General features: G+C 67.5%; 16 protein-coding genes and 1 pseudogene. 14 read left to right on the forward strand and 3 right to left on the reverse strand.

Features of this window, described 5'->3' with window-relative positions:
• Positions 1-60: 60 nt before the first annotated feature.
• From AC1Q6P_RS05100 to AC1Q6P_RS05145, 10 genes and pseudogenes are all read left to right on the forward strand, one after another.
• On the forward strand, positions 61-795 hold the full coding sequence (locus AC1Q6P_RS05100) for a substrate-binding periplasmic protein (RefSeq protein WP_492664521.1): 735 nt from the start codon (positions 61-63) through the stop codon (positions 793-795).
• 133 nt (positions 796-928) lie between these two features.
• Entirely contained in the window at positions 929-1927 is a 999-nt protein-coding gene (gene msrP / locus AC1Q6P_RS05105) for a protein-methionine-sulfoxide reductase catalytic subunit MsrP (protein WP_492664520.1), read from the forward strand.
• 11 nt (positions 1928-1938) lie between these two features.
• A complete protein-coding gene (gene msrQ, locus AC1Q6P_RS05110; RefSeq protein ID WP_171827510.1) occupies positions 1939-2550 on the forward strand; it encodes a protein-methionine-sulfoxide reductase heme-binding subunit MsrQ in 612 nt (203 codons plus the stop codon).
• Between the two features lie 43 nt (positions 2551-2593).
• Positions 2594-3370, forward strand: a pseudogene (locus AC1Q6P_RS05115) (NAD(P)/FAD-dependent oxidoreductase); the annotation flags it as partial.
• 210 nt (positions 3371-3580) lie between these two features.
• A complete protein-coding gene (locus AC1Q6P_RS05120; RefSeq protein ID WP_223696736.1) occupies positions 3581-3949 on the forward strand; it encodes a dihydroneopterin aldolase in 369 nt (122 codons plus the stop codon).
• Between the two features lie 154 nt (positions 3950-4103).
• Entirely contained in the window at positions 4104-5087 is a 984-nt protein-coding gene (gene ttcA / locus AC1Q6P_RS05125; protein WP_409994053.1) for a tRNA 2-thiocytidine(32) synthetase TtcA, read from the forward strand.
• A gap of 85 nt (positions 5088-5172) precedes the next feature.
• Positions 5173-5796 (forward strand): DUF4136 domain-containing protein, encoded by a 624-nt coding sequence (locus tag AC1Q6P_RS05130; RefSeq protein WP_171827507.1) that lies wholly within the window; start codon positions 5173-5175, stop codon positions 5794-5796.
• Positions 5797-5915: 119 nt separating this feature from the next.
• Entirely contained in the window at positions 5916-7307 is a 1392-nt protein-coding gene (gene glmU, locus AC1Q6P_RS05135) for a bifunctional UDP-N-acetylglucosamine diphosphorylase/glucosamine-1-phosphate N-acetyltransferase GlmU (protein ID WP_492664519.1), read from the forward strand.
• Between the two features lie 139 nt (positions 7308-7446).
• Positions 7447-7917, forward strand: coding sequence for a hypothetical protein (locus tag AC1Q6P_RS05140; RefSeq protein WP_492664518.1), 471 nt, complete (start codon positions 7447-7449; stop codon positions 7915-7917).
• 113 nt (positions 7918-8030) lie between these two features.
• On the forward strand, positions 8031-8570 hold the full coding sequence (locus AC1Q6P_RS05145; RefSeq protein WP_492664517.1) for an SRPBCC family protein: 540 nt from the start codon (positions 8031-8033) through the stop codon (positions 8568-8570).
• 163 nt (positions 8571-8733) lie between these two features.
• Here the strand turns inward: AC1Q6P_RS05145 and AC1Q6P_RS05150 are convergent, their stop codons facing one another.
• The gene (locus tag AC1Q6P_RS05150; RefSeq protein ID WP_492664516.1) at positions 8734-9672 is read right to left on the reverse strand and encodes an REP-associated tyrosine transposase; all 939 of its coding nucleotides are present in this window, start codon (positions 9670-9672) and stop codon (positions 8734-8736) included.
• 136 nt (positions 9673-9808) lie between these two features.
• Positions 9809-10315, reverse strand: coding sequence for a thioredoxin family protein (locus AC1Q6P_RS05155; RefSeq protein ID WP_492664515.1), 507 nt, complete (start codon positions 10313-10315; stop codon positions 9809-9811).
• Positions 10316-10422: 107 nt separating this feature from the next.
• On the opposite strand from AC1Q6P_RS05155, the gene AC1Q6P_RS05160 reads away from it, so the two are divergent.
• The 4 genes from AC1Q6P_RS05160 (at position 10423) to AC1Q6P_RS05175 (ending at position 13382) form a co-directional block, all read left to right on the forward strand.
• Entirely contained in the window at positions 10423-11349 is a 927-nt protein-coding gene (locus AC1Q6P_RS05160; protein ID WP_492664514.1) for a DUF808 domain-containing protein, read from the forward strand.
• A gap of 85 nt (positions 11350-11434) precedes the next feature.
• Entirely contained in the window at positions 11435-11662 is a 228-nt protein-coding gene (locus AC1Q6P_RS05165) for a hypothetical protein (protein ID WP_102768052.1), read from the forward strand.
• 59 nt (positions 11663-11721) lie between these two features.
• Complete coding sequence (locus AC1Q6P_RS05170) at positions 11722-12369, forward strand: UPF0149 family protein (protein ID WP_492664513.1); 648 nt, start codon at positions 11722-11724, stop codon at positions 12367-12369.
• A 14-nt stretch (positions 12370-12383) separates the two neighbouring features.
• Positions 12384-13382, forward strand: coding sequence for an AraC family transcriptional regulator (locus AC1Q6P_RS05175; protein ID WP_492664512.1), 999 nt, complete (start codon positions 12384-12386; stop codon positions 13380-13382).
• A gap of 50 nt (positions 13383-13432) precedes the next feature.
• Here AC1Q6P_RS05175 and AC1Q6P_RS05180 read toward each other — a convergent pair whose 3' ends face one another.
• On the reverse strand, positions 13433-14296 hold the full coding sequence (locus tag AC1Q6P_RS05180) for an alpha/beta hydrolase (RefSeq protein ID WP_171827499.1): 864 nt from the start codon (positions 14294-14296) through the stop codon (positions 13433-13435).
• Positions 14297-14306: the final 10 nt, after the last annotated feature.

The following is a 14306-nucleotide window of genomic DNA, read 5'->3' on the forward strand; positions in this document are numbered from 1 at the left end:
AGAGGGCCCCTGGGTAGATGGGCGCTGGGGTGGGGGGCACTGCAGCTCAGCCTCTGCGGAATGCTGGCCAGCACGGCCAGCCACGCCGTCGCCACGCCGCTGCGCATCGCCACCGGTGAACTGCCGCCCTATGCCACCCAGAACCGCCAGGACCAGGGCATTGCCCTGGACATCGTGCGGCGTGCCTTTGCCCTCGCCGGCTACCAGGTGCAGTACCACTTCCTGCCCTGGGCCCGCGCCCAGCAGGAGACCCGCCAGGGCCTCTACGACGCCTCCGCCTACTGGGGGGCCTCGGCCGAGCGGCGCCGCGATTTCCTGCTCAGCGACAACGTGCTGACCGAGCAATGGCTGCTGGTCTACCGCCGCGAACTCAAGCTCGACTGGACCACCCTGGCCGATCTGCGCGGCTACAAGGTCGGCTATGTGCGCGACTACACCTACACGCCCGAGTTCTGGTCCAAGATCCAGAGCGGCGAGCTCGACGGTGACGCCACGCCCACCGACCTGGCCGGCTTGCGCAAGATGCTGCTGGGCCGCATCGATGTGCTGCCCATGGAGCGCAACGTCGCTTGCGATCTGCTCGGCCATCATTTCAAGCCGGCCGAAGCGGCCCAGTTCGCCGCCCACCCGCGCCTCTTGACCGACAGCTTCAGCACCCACCTGATCTTGCCGCCACAGGTGGCGCGCAGCGCCGAGCTGTTGCGGGATTTCAACCTCGGTCTCAAGAAGCTCAAGGACAGTGGCGAACACGGCCGCCTGCTGCGCGCCCTGCCCTGCCCCGCCGGCTGGAACTGAGGCCGGCGCCTGGCGCCACAGCCACCCGCCCGCGGGACATTGACACCTGGCCCGGCAAAATTTTGCGGCAGCCCGTAAGCTCAAGGCTCGTTCTCGCGACAGAGACCCACCTCCTCTTCGATTGCTGCCCGCCATGCGCCACACCGACCGCCACCTTGCCCCGAGCACGCCCATCCTGGCCTCGGAGATCACGCCGCAGGCGGTCTACCAGCAGCGCCGCCACTGGCTGCAGCTGATGGCCAGCGGTGCCGCCGGCGCCGGCTTGGCCAGCTGGGCCGGCCGCGAGGCCCTGGCGCAGACCGCCGGCCCCGGCAAGCTGGCCAAGCTGCCCGGCGCCAAGAGCACGGTGGCCGGCGCCATGAGCCTGGACAAGCTGACCCGCTATGAAGACGCCAGCAGCTACAACAACTTCTACGAATTCGGCACCGACAAATCCGATCCGGCCCGCACGGCCGGCAGCCTGAAGCCGCGCCCCTGGACGGTCGCGGTGGAAGGCGAAGTCGGCAAGCCCGGCAACTTCGATCTGGACCAGCTGCTCAAGCTCAGCCCCATGGAAGAGCGCATCTACCGCCTGCGCTGCGTCGAGGGCTGGAGCATGGTGATCCCCTGGGTGGGCTATTCGCTGGCCGAGCTGATCAAGCGGGTCGAGCCCAATTCGCGCGCCAAGTATGTGGAGTTCATCAGCCTGGCCGATCGCAGCCAGATGCCGGGCCTGCGCTCGGGCGTGCTGGACTGGCCCTACACCGAGGGCCTGCGCATCGATGAAGCCATGCACCCGCTGAGCCTGCTGGCCTTCGGCATGTATGGCGAAGTGCTGCCCAACCAGAACGGCGCGCCGGTGCGACTGGTCCTGCCCTGGAAGTACGGCTTCAAATCGGCCAAGTCCATCGTCAAGATCCGCTTCGTTGAAAAGCAGCCGGTGTCCAGCTGGACCCGCGCCGCGGCCAGCGAGTACGGCTTCTATTCCAATGTGAACCCGCAGGTGGACCACCCACGCTGGAGCCAGGCGAGCGAGCGCCGCATCGGCGAAGACGGCCTGTTCGCCAAGAAACGCCCCACCCTGATGTTCAACGGCTATGCCGAGCAGGTGGCCTCGCTCTACGCCGGCATGGACCTGAAGAAGTTCTACTGAGGCCGCCCCGCATGGCGCGCCGTTCCCTCTGGCTGCACCCCGCGGCCAAGCCCCTGCTGTTCCTGCTCTGCCTGGCGCCTCTGGCCTGGCTGATCGCGGCCGCCGCCACCGACCGGCTCGGCGCCAACCCGGCCGAGGCCTTGATCCGCGGCCTCGGTGACTGGAGCTTGCGCGGCCTCTGCCTGACCCTGGCCGTGACGCCGCTGCGCGTGCTCAGCGGCCAGCCGGCCCTGGCCCGTTTTCGCCGCATGCTGGGCCTGTTCAGCTTTTTCTACGCCAGCCTGCACCTGCTGGCCTACGGCTGGCTGGACATGGGCCTGGAGCTCGGCGACATCGGCCGCGACATCCTCAAGCGGCCCTTCATCCTGATGGGCTTTGTCGCCTGGCTGCTCTTGCTGCCCCTGGCCCTGACCTCCTTCAACCGCGCCATCAAGGCCCTGGGCGCGGCGCGCTGGCAGCGCCTGCATCGCGCGGTCTATGTGCTCAGCCTGATCGCCCTGGCCCACTTCATCTGGATGCGCGCGGGCAAGAACAACTTTGCCGAGCCGGCGCTCTACGGCGCCATCCTCGGCCTGCTGCTGGGTTGGCGGCTGTGGCGGGCCTGGGAGCGGCGCAAGGCGTGAACTGGGATAATCCGGCGCCTTGACCCTCGCGCCGCAGCCCCCCATGCCCCACACCTCCAACGCACTCCCTCCGCAGCTCGATGTCGCCATCCTCGGCGGCGGCCCGGCCGGCTGCAGCGCGGCCTCCTGGCTGCAGCAGCTGGGCCTGCGCGTGCTGTTGGTGGAGCGGGCACCGCAGCTCTGCGCCGGTCTGCAAAGCCTGCAGTTCGGCCAGGATTGGGTGCTGGGCGCGCCGGGCCAGAACCTGGCCACCCTGGGCCAACAGTACGCGCGCCAGATCGAGGGGCTGAGCGAAGTGCACACGGTGCTGGGCCAGAGCTGCGCCCATCTGGACTGGCTGGTCGGCGAAGGCTGGCGCCTGCGCCTGGAGGACGGCCGCAGCGTTCAGGCCCGCGCCCTGCTGCTGGCCACCGGCCTCAAGCCGCTGCGCCCCGAAGCCTTCTTCCCCACGCCCTTGCCCCACCCGCGTGTGCTCGATGCGCTGAGCCTGACCGCCTGCCGCGAACAACTGGCGCCGGCGCGCATCCTGCTGCTCGGCGGCGGTGACAACGCGGCCGAGAACGCGCTCTACCTGCAGGCGCGCGGCCACCAGGTCACGCTCTGGTCGCGCAGCGACTGGCGCGCCCAGCAGCGGCTGGTGGAACGCATCCAGGGCCTGGCCCGTGCCGTCCAGACCCGCCTGCCCTGCCCGATGCCAAGCCGGCTGCTGCCGGACGAGGCCGGTGTCACGGTTCAATCTCAGGCCTTTGGCGAGGAACGTTTTGACCATGTGGCCGTGCTACTCGGCTTCGAAGCGGAGCCCAGCGCCTGGCTGCAGGTGGGTGACGCCCTGCAGCGCGCCGGCATCACGGCACCGTCTCACCCGTTCCGCGACGAGCCGCGCTTTGCGCCCCTGGGCCTGTTCGTGGCCGGCGACGCCAGCGGCCGCCAGCATCCTTGCGTGCAGACCGCGCTGGGCGACGGTGTGGTGGCGGCCAAGGCGGTCGAGGCCTTTTTGCGCCCGCTGCAAGAGGGCCAGCCCAGCCTGGCCCTGCGCCGCAACAACCGCCAGATCATCCACATCACCGGCCTGCGCTTTGGCGCCAACCTCGGCGTGCTGGACTTCGAGCGCGAAGGCCCGCAACCGATCCAGGTCGATGCCGAGGTCAACCTCGGTGCCCAGCAAATCGTCTCGCGCGATGCCGACATCGGCCATGTGCTGGACTACCGCCGCGTGCGCGCCATCATCATCGACGAGTGCACGGCCGAGCACACCGACCTGCTCGAAGCCTTGCTCGGCAAGCTCTGCACCCGCTTGATGAAGCTGCCCGGCGTGGCCGGCGTGCGCATCAAGGTCACCAAACTCGAAATCTTCCCCGACTGCCAGGTTGCCATCAGCGCCGAATGCGGCCAGTGGTAGTGGACCACCCCGACGCGCTTCGCGCACCCCTCAAGGGGCAGCGCCCGGTGGCCCGGCAGAGCCGGCTCCACGCGCGCCACGCGAAGATTCGCAGCCCCTGGCGGGGCGCTCAATGACACAGACTGCCGCGATAGCAAGGACAGACCCCATCATGCTGAACACCCAAGACGCCCCCACCCTGAACCTCGATCTGCCCAGCCAGCTGGAAGCGGCCGCGCCGGCCAGCGACGAAAGCGCGGCGCAGGACAAGAAGGTCTCGCGCGAGATCAACAAGCTGTCCAAGCGCCTGCACCGCCAGGTGGGCCAGGCCATCGTCGACTACAACATGATCGAGAACGGCGACAAGGTCATGGTCTGCCTGTCCGGCGGCAAGGACAGCTACTCGCTGCTGGACATCCTGCTGAACATGCAGAAGCGCGCGCCGATCCAGTTCGACATCGTCGCCGTCAACCTCGACCAAAAGCAGCCCGGCTTCCCCGAGCATGTGCTGCCGGAGTACCTGAAGTCGCGTGGCATTCCCTTCCACATCGAGGAGCAGGACACCTATTCCATCGTCAAGCGCCTGGTGCCCGAGGGCAAGACCACCTGCAGCCTCTGCTCGCGCCTGCGCCGCGGCAACCTCTACCGGGTGGCCAGCGAGCTGGGTGCCACCAAGATCGCCCTGGGCCACCACCGCGACGACATCATCGTCACCCTGCTGCTGAATATGTTCTTCGGCGCCCGCATGAAGGGCATGCCGCCCAAGCTGGTCAGCGATTCAGGCGAGCATGTGGTGATCCGCCCCCTGGCCTATGTGGCCGAGCCCGATCTGGTGCGCTGGGCCGCGCACCGCGAGTTCCCCATCATTCCCTGCAACCTCTGCGGCAGCCAGGAGAACCTGCAGCGCGTACAGGTCAAGGCCATGATCAACGAGTGGGAGAAGAAGTACCCGGGCCGCATCGAGAATATGTTCACCGCCATGGGCAATATCGTGCCCTCGCACATGATGGACCGGGACCTCTTCCCCTTCCAGACCATCAAGGCCGATGGCAAGCCCGACGCCAATGGCGACATCGCCTTCGACGAGGACGAGGCCTGCAGCACGCCGCAAGCCAGCGCCAGCCCCTCGGTGATCAGCATCCACCGTCAAGAAACGTAAATCCTTCGACAACACAAGGACAACAAAGCGGGCTTGGATTCGGTTCACAATCAAAGCCATCAGAACAATACGTTAGGAGCCCGCCATGCACATTCCTCGTCGTTCCCTTCTGGCTGTCTTCGGTGCCGTGGCCGCGCTGGGCCTGAGTGCCTGCAGCGGCCCCTACAGCATCAGCAGCGAAGTCTCCAGCTTCGGCACCTGGCCCGAGAGCCGCAAGCCGGGCAGCTTTGCGTTCGAGCGACTGCCCTCGCAAGCACAGGCGGGCGCAGTGGCCGAGGCCCAGGCCCGCATCGAAGCCGCAGCGCGCGCGGCTCTGCTGAAGGCCGGATTCACCGAAGCCGCTGACGCCAAGAGTGCCGATGTGCTGGTGTCCCTGGGCATGCGCGTGGATCCGCAAGAGCGCGCGCCCTGGGACGACCCGCTGTGGTGGCGCTGGCAGGGCAGCTATGCCCACTGGCGCTACGGCGGCCTGGGCCGCATCGGCTTCTACCACCCCTCGGACATGCTGGATCGCCGCTACGACCGCTCGGTCGCCGTGCTGCTGCGTGACCGCCGGACCGCCGAGCCGCTTTACGAAGCCCGCGCCAGCAATGAAGGCATGACCCAGGGTCCCAGCGAACTGGCCGGCGCCTTGTTCGAAGCTGCGCTGAGCGACTTCCCCAAGGTGCGGCCCGAGCCGCACCGCGTGGTGGTGCAAGCGATCCGCTGAGCACGGTCGCCCCGCCGGACTACTCATGGCAAGCCCGCAGCGGGCTGTCATCCAGGCCGGCTGATAATCAGCGCTTCACTGAAACCTCACGGGGCGGTCACCGCCCCGCTTGCATTCACATGGCGCTGAACATTGTCATCATGGCCGCGGGCAAGGGCACCCGCATGAAATCGGCCTTGCCCAAGGTCTTGCACAAGCTGGCCGGCCGCTCCTTGCTGCGCCATGTGCTGGACATGACACAGGGCCTGCAAGCCCAGCGCAATGTGGTCATCACCGGCCATGGTGCCGAGGCGGTAGAAGCCGCCGTCGCCGGCCCCGGCGTGCAGTTCGTGCGCCAGATGCCCCAGCTGGGCACCGGCCACGCCATCCAGCAGGCCGTGCCGGCCCTGCCCGAGGACGAGGGCACGACCCTGATCCTGAACGGCGATGTGCCTCTGATCAAACAGGCCACCGCCCAAGCCCTGGTCCAAGCCTGTGATGGCAAGGCCTTGGTGCTGCTGACCATCCACCTGAGCGACCCGACCGGCTACGGCCGCATCGTGCGCCAGGGCGGCCAGGCGGACGGCAACGTGCTGGCCATCGTCGAGCACAAGGACGCGAGCGCTGAGCAGCGCGCCATCCGAGAAGGCTACACCGGCATGATGGCCGCCCCCACCGGCGCGCTGAAACGCTGGGTCAGCCAGCTGAAGAACGAAAACGCCCAGGGCGAGTACTACCTGACCGACATCGTCGCCATGGCCGTGGCCGAGGGCGTGCCGGTGCTGGGCATTGCCGCACCGAACGAGACCGAGGTGCTGGGCGTCAACAGCCCGGTGCAGCTGGCCGACTTGGAGCGTCGTTTCCAGTTGGAACAAGCCGAAACCCTGCTGGAAGCCGGCGTGCGCCTGGCCGACCCGCACCGCTTTGATGTGCGTGGCAGCTTGAGCTGCGGCCAGGACGTGGAAATCGATGTCAACTGTGTGTTCGAAGGCACCGTCGTTCTGGGCGACAACGTTCGCATCGGCGCCAACTGCGTGATCCGCAATGCCAGCATCGGCGCCGGCACCCGCATCCATGAGTTCACCCACATCGACGGCGAGAAGGCCGGCGGCGCCCAGGTCGGCGCCGGCGCCCTGATCGGCCCCTTCGCCCGCCTGCGCCCCGGCGCCGACCTCGGTGACGAGGTCCACATCGGCAATTTCGTCGAGGTCAAGAACTCCACCCTGGCCAAGGGCGCCAAGGCCAACCACCTGGCCTATCTGGGTGACGCCACCGTGGGCGAGCGCGTCAACTACGGCGCCGGCTCCATCACCGCCAACTACGACGGGGCCAACAAGCACCGCACCGTGATCGGCGCCGATGTGCATGTGGGCAGCAACTGCGTGCTGATCGCGCCGGTCGAGATCGGTGCCGGCGCCACCATCGGCGGCGGCTCCACCATCACCAAGCCGGTGGCAGCCGGCGAGCTGAGTGTGGCGCGCGGCAAACAGGTGGCCATCGCCGGCTGGAGCCGGCCGCTCAAGAAACGCTGAGATCGGCCGAGCGGGCGTGATAATCGCACGCAGGCCGAGCCTGGCCCGGCGCTTCACCCCCGTCTGCGGGGGCGCGCCGCCCGGGCCCAGCGCCTAGGATTTCGCAACAGGTTCCTTCAGCAGTCTCAAAGGGCACATCATGGCGCGCAATCTCGCAGCATCCGCACGACGTCTGGCCGACAACTCGGCCGACGCGGCCAGTTCCCTCGGCGAAGAGGCATTCTTGATCGACAGCTCCTGGCAGACCCTGGACGAGATCCAGGCGCGCGAAGAACAGAACGCGCGTGCCGAAGCCCTGGAAACCCAGGCCCTGTACCAAGCGAAATGCGATGACGCCGCCAGCGCCTGCTGGTACCTCTGCCGCAGCCTCGGTCTGGCGCGCCAGATGGAAGCCGACGGCGAGCCCACGCTGGAGCTGCTGTTCCAGTTGCTGGGCGCCCTGGCCGATCTGCCCGCCGAAATCAGCAGCGCCCCCGTCCCCGAGGCCGAAGGCGCCGACAACCTGGGCGTGTTCGAGCTCTGCCAACAGCTGTCGGCCGCGCGCGAACTGAGCCAGGAAGCCTGGGTCGATGCCGAGCTGGCGGCCCCTCGCCTGGCCCTCACTCACTGAGTCACCCACAGAGGCGAGCACCGCCGCAACCCCCGCAAGGGCGCCGCACCTCCGTGCCGCGCCCTTTTGCTTTTTCATTCCGCCCGCATCGGGCTTGCCAAGGAGCCTCTGCCATGAAAGCACTGAAGTTCATCGCGCTCGCCCTGATCGCGCTGCTGGCCGGCCTGCTGCTGGGCGGCTTGCTGCTGTCGCCGAAGTTCCAGGTCAGCCGCACCGTGCAGATCCAGGCCAGCCCTGACGCCGTCTATGCCCTGGTGGCCAGCCCGCGGCAATGGAAGCTCTGGAGTGTCTGGAACCAGCGCGACCCAGCCATGCAGATCGAGTACAGCGGCCCGGAATCCGGGGCCGGCGCGGTCTGGGCCTGGAAAAGCAAGACCGAGGGCGATGGCACCATGAGCTTCACGGCCGCCGAGCCCGGCCGGCGCGTGGCCTACGCGCTCTACTTTCCCGACTTCGGCACCACCTCATATGGCGAGCTGCGCCTGCAGGCGCGCAACGGCGGCACCGAGCTGAGCTGGACCATGGACGGCGATATGGGCAAGAACCCCTTGTTCCACTGGTTGGCCCTGTTCGCCGACGGCATGGTGGGCCCCGATTTCGAGGCCGGCCTGGCGCGGCTGAAGCAGGTGGCCGAACGCGGTTCCGGCGCTTGAGCGCACGGCCGGACGGCCGTCATGCACCGTGCTCAAAAATGAAGCAAACCAAGGAAACGCCAGACAGATCAATCACTTGGCAGGGCTATGGGCAGCTTGCCCACGAACTTATCCACAGCGGGCGGGGATAGTCTGATCAGGCGCGGAAGCCGCCACGCGAGCGTCACGACAGCAGGCCGCGCTCCACGCCTGAAATCAAACGGCTGACGCGCGAGACCGACAAGCCCAGCTCGGCCGCCAAGGCGCTCATGCTCCAACCGGCCTCGGTGTGAGCGCGGTAGAGCGCTTGCTCGCGCGAGCCGCTGTGCGCCAGCACCTCGGCCCAGGGCGGCCGATCCGTGGTGGCGGCTCTCGAGCGCGCAGTGGATGGAAGTCGAGCCGCTGGATCAGCCCGCCCCTGGGACGCAGGCTTGGCGCGCGCCTGGGCCTGCTCAGCCTGATCGGCGGCACGAACCGCGGCCCGCATGCGCTTCACAAAGGCTGCATCGCCAAGAAAGATCTGCTGCCGCAAGCGCCCCGGCCACAAGGCCAGATCGGGCTCGCTGGCCAGCAGTTGGGCATAGCGGTCGGCCGCGCGGCGGCGGTCCAGGGCACCGCGCAGCTCGCGGCCCAGGACATAGGCATGCAGGCCATCGGCGTCGAGCCAAGCCGGTGCCGGCTCCATGCCCACATGGGCCCGGTAGCTGGACCAGGGCCAGTCGGCCAGCTCGCGAACCAGGCCCAGGCGCAGGGGGTTGAGTTCGACGTAGCGACAGGCGTCCAGCAGATGCGCCTCGCGATCGACCAGCACGCCCTTGAAGCGGCCATGGAACAGCGGCCCTTCGCTGCCATGACGGCGGTTGTGATACTGGGTGTAGACGCCGTTGAGATGGCGCATCAGGCGCGAGAGATTGGCCTGGCGGGTGAACAGCAGCAGATGGAAGTGATCGGGCAGCAGGCAGTAGGCCAGCACCTGGGCATCAAAACGCTGCATGGTCTGCGCGATCAGCGCCAGCAGGCTGCGGCGGTCGGCGTCATCCTCGAAGGCGCGCACGCCAGCATCGCAGCGTGAGCTGAGGTGGTACACAGCGCCAGCGAGCTCGATGCGGGGAGGACGTGCCATGCATCAACTTAGGTGAGCATGGTGCAAAAGACAAGGTGGCAGGCAAGGCTTGACCCCCAAGCCGGTGACAGGCCAGTGAGCTGGCTTCGAAAACAGCCCACCGGACTCACGCGCCACCGCCCGGCAGGCGCCGGGGTCAGGTCTTGCTGTGCAGGCCTTCCAGCACCTTGAGCACGGCCTCGTCGCCCATATTGCGGGCGTCGGCCAGCTCACCGCCGTTGGTGGCCTTGATCACGCTGCCGTCGTTGGCCAGCACGGCCACGGCTGGGATGCCCTTTTTGAGCGACACGCCGATCTGTGCCGCCAGGTCGACATTGCGATCGAAGCGACCGACATTGACCTTGAGCACCACCAGGCGCTTGCCCACATGCTCGGACAGGCTGCCGGCGCTCATCTTGCGGTCCAGGGCCAGGCAATCGCCGCACCAGTTGGCGCCGAACACCACCAGCACGTTCTTGCGCTGGGCCTGCGCGGCAGCCAGAGCCTGGTTCAACTCGGCGCGGGCATCGGCCAGCTCGTTGTAAACCAGCTTGGCCACGGTGGGCGCTGGCGCCGTGGCCGCAGGTGCCACTGCTTGGGCGTGGGCGGCCGAGGCAAACATCAGGCTGCTCAGCAGGCCGAGGGCGAGGACGGTCTTTTTCATGGCGGGCAATCCCTGTGCTGGAAATGGGCGCAGTGTGCCACGGCAAATGCGGTACAAAGCGGCCTCGCAGTTTCTGCGCCCAACCCACACAAGGCACGCTTGCACCCATGGCCGCTTCCAGCCTCCTGGCTCTAATCGATGACATCGCCACCATCCTCGACGACGTGGCCCTGCTGTCCAAAGTGGCAGCCAAGAAAACCACCGGCGTGCTCGGAGACGATCTGGCGCTGAACGCCCAACAAGTCGCCGGCGTCTCGGCCGAACGCGAACTGCCCGTGGTCTGGGCCGTGGCCAAGGGATCCTTCCTGAACAAGGCCATCCTGGTGCCGGCCGCCCTGGCCATCAGCGCCTGGGCGCCCTGGGCGGAGACGCCGCTGCTGATGCTGGGGGGTGCCTACCTCTGCTTCGAGGGCTTCGAGAAGCTCGCTCACAAATTCCTGCACAGCGCCGCCGAGGTGGAGGCGGAGCACCAGGCACTGAGCGAAGCCGCCCTGAACCCGGACCAGGACCTGGTGGCTTTCGAGCGCGACAAGATCAAGGGGGCGATCCGGACCGATTTCATCCTCTCGGCCGAAATCATCGCCATCACCCTGGGCACCGTGGCTGGTACCAGCTTCAGCACTCAGGTGTTGGTGCTCAGCGGCATTGCCCTGGCCATGACGGCCGGGGTCTACGGTCTCGTCGCGGGCATCGTCAAGATCGATGACGCGGGCCTTTACCTGAGCCGCCGGCCGGGTGCCTTCCAGCAAAGCGTGGGCCGCATGCTGCTCTCGGCCGCCCCATGGCTCATGAAAGGCCTGGCGCTGGCCGGCACGGTGGCCATGTTCCTGGTCGGCGGCGGCATTCTCAGCCACGGCCTGCCCGCACTGCACCATGCCGGAGAAGCCCTGGCGCAGAGCCTGGGCGCCCTGTCCTGGCTGGGCCCCTTGTTGTTCGATGGTGCTGTGGGTCTGGCGGCCGGTGCGCTGTGCCTGGCCGGGTTGACGGTCGTGACGCGGCTGCGCGCCGTCTTCAGCGCCAAGAACCAGGCTTGATCGCCGGCCTCGACCGCACGGGTCGCGCAGCGGGTAGGAGGCTGGCATCATCCAGCTTCCGCCCCGCCGGTTAGGATTCGACCCCATGAAGACGTACACCATCGAGATCCAGAAATTCAAGGCCGCCTCCAACAACATCCACGGCCAGATGCTGCTCAAGGTCGACGCCCTGGTGAGCCCCAAGGCCCCGGTCGAAGGCATCGAGCCCAGCACCATCCTGACCCTGACCGAGGCCAATGCTCGCGTGCTCATGGCCCTGCTCAAAGCCCAGTTGCTGGAGTTCGACAGCAAGAAGGCGCGCAGCCGCTTCTGATTCCAGGCCCGCACTGAAGCCGGCTGCCGCAGCGCAGCCGAAGCAGCGACAATCGCGCCATGGAATATCCCCAATACAAGCCTCAGTCCGACCACCTGCCCCTCAACGACGAGGAGCTGTCCACGCTGGACGACATGCTGATCAAGTTGCCGGTCGAGGCGGCGATGAACATCGAAGCACTCGACGGCTATCTGGCCGGCCTGCTGCTGAGCCCGCAGCGCCTAGCCGATCTGCCCGGCGCCGCGTGGCTGCCCACGGTCTGGGGCGGCGACGGGGATGACCTCGAAGCCGGCAGCAAATCCGAGAACTACCCTTTCGTCAGCGGCAAGCAGCGCAAGCGCGTGACCCTGCTGGTGCTGCGCCATCTGCAGTCGATCGAATGGCAGCTCAATGCCAAGCCCGAACTGTGGGAGCCCATCTTCAGCGTCGCAGAAGACGAGGACGGTGATCTGGTCGATGCCGAGGAATGGGCCATCGGCTTCCTGACCGCGGTGGACCTGGCGCCGGAATCCTGGGCACCGCTGTTCGAGGATGCGGTCAGTGGCCCGCTGCTGGAGCCCATCGCCCTGCTCGGGGGCGACGAGTCCACACTCAGCGAGGCCCAGCGCGCCCAGCTGGCCGATCTGAAGCACAAGGACGAACTGAGCCGCGCCGTGCTCGACAACGTGCTCAAGCTTTGGGAACTGCGCAAAGCCCGCCGGGGCTGAACCACCGCTTCGGCATGCCCAGCGACTCCAGCGCCGCTCACCGGCTGCGCCACGCCCAGCGCATGAACGCGCTGCTCGATCACATCGATCGACACCTCGACCACACGCTGGACCTGAGCAGCCTGGCCGAGCGCATGCACTTCTCGCCCTTTCATTTCCACCGCGTGTTCGCGGCCTGGATGGGCGAAACCCTGGGCGACTACCTGCGCCGCCGCCGCCTCGACGTGGCCGCCCTGATGCTGGCCCAGCCCGAGCCGCGCTCGGTGCTGGAAGTCGCCCTGGCCGTGGGCTTTGGCTCCAGCGAAGCGTTTGCACGCGCCTTCAAGCTGCGCTTCGGCCAAACGCCCACCGCCTGGCGCCAGGACAGCCCGCAGCGCTGGGCGCGCGACCTGGCATCCTCCAGAGAGCAGCAGACGCGCCGTCATCGACCGCCCGCGGCGCTGCAGAGCAATCTGGATCAGTGGGAGCGCAATCTCGATCAGGCCGACACAGCGCATGCTGAAGATGATGCAGGCTCTTCTTGTTTCACTTCAGAGAGCACCATGCAAGTCCGTCTCCAACAACTGCCCGCAAGCCGGGTTGCCTATTTGCGTCACATCGGCCCTTACGGCCTCGGCGTGCACCAGTTCTGGATGAACACCGTGCTGCCCTGGCAGCAGGCGCAGGGTCTGATCGGCCGAACCTGCTACGGCATCGGCCATGACGACCCGCACGTCACAAAGGCCGACAAATGCCGCTACGACGCCTGCGTTGAAGTCGACGCCGACTTTGTGCCGCGCAGCCCGGCCAGCATCCAGAACCTGCCCGGCGGACGTTATGCCGTGGCCCAGTTCCGCGGCACCCTGGCTGATTTCAGCCACGCCTGGACCGAACTTCTGCGCGCATGGCTGCCCGGCAGCGGCCTGCAAATTGACGGGCGCCCCGTGTTTGAACGCTACCCGCCCGGCGCCGAGTACGACCCCAGCACCGGCGTTTTCAGCTGCGAACTGTGCCTGCCTGTGAAGGCGGCCTGAAACCGGCGGATTGAGGCCCGGCCGTCAGCCGCGCGCCGGGCGTCTGCAACTCAGAAGCGGCCGCTCAGCCACGACTCCAGAGCCGCGAACACCTGTTCACGCTCAGGTTCGTTGAAGATCTCGTGGAAAAGCGGGCCAAAGCATTGGGCGCGCAGGATGGCGGGCGGGGCCGCGGCCGCAAACTCGGCGCTGCCGGAGGGGGCAACGCAACGGTCGCTGCCGGCCCAGAGCAGCAAAGTGGGCACCACCCAATCGGCGGCGTGCTGACGCACCAATTCACCGGCATCGACAATCATGCGAGCCAAGGTGGGCGTCAGGCGGTCGTGCACCAGCGGGTCGTCGACATAGGCCTGCACGACGGCGGCATCGCGGGAAATCCAGCGGGTCTTGAGCCCATTGCCCACGGCCAGATGCGGCACCAGGGTCTCGCCCAGCAGCAGTTGCAGGCGCTGGAAAGCCGACATGCCCGGATCCAAGGCGGGCGAAGAAAGCACCAGGGCATCCACCGGGCGGAACCACATGGGCAGCTGACCGCCGCTGCTGGCCGCAAGGCCTCCAGCGACGAATCTCGCCGCCACCAGGCCACCCATGCTGTGTCCCAACAGGATCAAGGGACCGCGGCCCAGTTGCCGATCGGCGCGCAGCTCGTCGATCACCAAGCCCAGGTCTTGCAGCAGCCTTTCGGCATCGGGCACATCGCCACGCGGGCCGCCGGAAGCTCCATGACCGCGCTGGTCATAACCGGCCACATGCCAACCCCAGTGGTTGAGCTTGGCCGCCAGAGTTTCGTAGCGCCCCACATGCTCTCCCAGACCATGGACCAACAGCACGGTGCCACGGGCTGGCTCCAGGCCCAGCTTGCTCCACTGCCGCCAGTGCAGGGGGATGCCATCATCGGTTCTCAGAGTTCGCATGCGGCTCAGT

It is taken from the genome of Roseateles sp. GW835-FHT13E02 (assembly GCF_058794035.1).